The following is a 2,194-nucleotide window of genomic DNA, read 5'->3' on the forward strand; positions in this document are numbered from 1 at the left end:
GAGGTCGGGGAAATCCAGGTGACAGTGGGAATCGACGAGCATGAAGGATGCGGGAGGCTGTGAAAGGCTTCAGTGAGCTTCTCGGATTGAAAGCGGAAACGGCAACGGAAACAGCGTCAGAGCGTGTGCGTCGGGCGCGATGAGCCGAGATGGCCGGCGAGGATCTGTTCGATCCGGTTGCGCAGCACCTGGCCGGCATCGTCGCCTGCGAACTGGACACCGATACCCTGCGTCTTGTTCCCCTGGGCGCCGGCCGGGGTGATCCACGCGATGGTGCCGGCAACGGGATGCTTGGTCTGATCGTCCATGATCTGCAGGAGCATGAAGATCTCGTCGCCGAGCTTGTACTCGCGGGTGGTGGGCACGAAGATTCCGCCGTTCCTGATGAACGGCATGTAGGCCGCGTACAGCGCCGACTTGGAGCTGATGTTGAGCGACAGGACGCTGGGGCGCGGCTGGAGGGGGCGCTTCAGGGAATCGTTCATCTGCGCATGGCTGGCGCGGCGGCCTGAAGACTCCGGGCGTACCGCAAAAGCATGTCCTCAAGAAAAAGCCGGGCGTTCAGCGGATGCTGCGAAACCCGGCGGGACTGGGTGATTTCATTGTAGCAGCCGAGGGCAGCGTCGATGGTCAGCCGACCGGACAGCCCGTGGAGAATGTCATATTGCGCAGGAAAGAAGCGCACCGGCCCACCCAGGCGCAGGCTGACCAGATCGGCCACCCAGCGCTGCAGCCAGCCTACCAGCGTCGGCATGTCGAAGCCGCAGGCCAGCGCGTCCTTGCTCTTCAGCCAGCTCTCCCATTCGCCCGCCAGACGCAGCGGCGCCTTGCGCGGCACGCTGACGATGTCATCCACAAAGCGCTTGCGTGCGGCAGCGGCGCCACCTTCGGCCATCTCGGCTGCGGCCAGCGGCATGCCGCCGGAAAAGGCCAGCAGCGCAGCGGCGTCCGGCACCTTTTTGTCGGCGAGCCAGCGGGTGGCCATCTCGGCCGGCGGACGCGGGAAGGCCCACGTCTGGCAGCGGCTGCGGATCGTCGGCAGAAGACGCTTGGGAGAGGACGAAACCAGAATGAACAAGGCGTTGGTCGTGGGTTCTTCGAGCAGTTTGAGCAGCGCGTTGGCGGTGAACAGGTTCATGGCCTCGGGCGGATCGATGATCACCACCCGACGCCCTCCCCGGTGGCCGCCGGTGGTCAGCGCCTGCTGGAGGTTGCGGATCTGTTCGATCACGATCTGTCGGCTGGCCGCCTTGCCACCTTCGGGCTTTTCAGTCGCCGCGTCGCCGCGGTCTTCCTGATCGGCTTCCGGGATCACACGCATGAGATCAGGGTGGTTGCCGGACAGACGCCACAGGCAATCCTCGCAGACGCCGCAGGCATGTCCATTGACCCCATTTTGGGCGCAGAGTTCCCGCGCTGCCAGTGCCTCGGCGAAAACCCGCTTGCCGCCACCAGCCGGGCCGGCAAAGAGCAGCGCGTGGGGCATGCGTTCGGCGCTGTCGAGCACGCGCTGCCACAGGGCGGCCTGCCATTCGAAGATCATTGGAAACACGCCTCGCCGACGACGGCCTCGACCTGCAGCCGGATCTCGTCCGGCGTCTGGCTGGCGTCGATAACCCGGACCCGCTTCGGATCGGCCGCCGCCCGGCGCAGATACGCCGACCGGACCCGCTCGAAGAAATCGGTCTTCTCCCGCTCGAAGCGGTCCGGCGCCACGCCGGTGCCTGCTAGACGTCGCGCCGCGACAGCCGGATCGAGGTCGAAGATCAGCGTGAGATCAGGCTGGAGGTGGGGATGAACCCACTGCTCGAGCGCGGCGAAGCGCCCTTCGTCCAGCCCGCGTCCGCCCACCTGATAGGCGTAGGTGGCGTCCGTGAAGCGGTCGGAGACCACCCATTTGCCAGCGGCGAGCGACGGTTCGATGAGCGCTGCGAGGTGCTCGCGGCGGGCGGCGAACATCAGCATGGCTTCGGTTTCCAGGTGCATCGGCTCGTGCAGCAGCAGTTCGCGCAGCTTCTCGCCGAGGGGCGTGCCGCCGGGTTCGCGAGTCTGGACGACGTCGATGCCGCGGGATTCGATAAGCGCCACGACAGCCGCGATCTGGCTGCTCTTGCCGGCGCCGTCGATGCCTTCGAAGGTGATGAAGCGGGATTTCACTGGCTGCGTTTCCGGATGTAGCGGGCCACGGCCCGGT

The 2,194-nt window shown here is 66.1% G+C and carries 3 protein-coding genes; all 3 read right to left on the bottom strand.

All coding sequences use genetic code 11. The features are described from left to right. Positions 1-116: 116 nt before the first annotated feature. On the bottom strand, positions 117-485 hold the full coding sequence (locus tag ACE3O8_RS13440; protein WP_153162952.1) for a PilZ domain-containing protein: 369 nt from the start codon (positions 483-485) through the stop codon (positions 117-119). Further along, the gene (gene holB, locus ACE3O8_RS13445) at positions 482-1,543 is read right to left on the bottom strand and encodes a DNA polymerase III subunit delta' (protein ID WP_374390551.1); all 1,062 of its coding nucleotides are present in this window, start codon (positions 1,541-1,543) and stop codon (positions 482-484) included. Before holB ends, ACE3O8_RS13440 begins: the two co-directional genes overlap by 4 nt. Continuing rightward, on the bottom strand, positions 1,540-2,194 hold a 655-nt coding region (gene tmk, locus ACE3O8_RS13450; RefSeq protein WP_374390553.1), incomplete at its 5' end, for a dTMP kinase. The genes tmk and holB, both read right to left, overlap by 4 nt.

The organism is Sandaracinobacter sp. (assembly GCF_041909755.1).
GTDB lineage: Bacteria > Pseudomonadota > Alphaproteobacteria > Sphingomonadales > Sphingomonadaceae > Sandaracinobacteroides.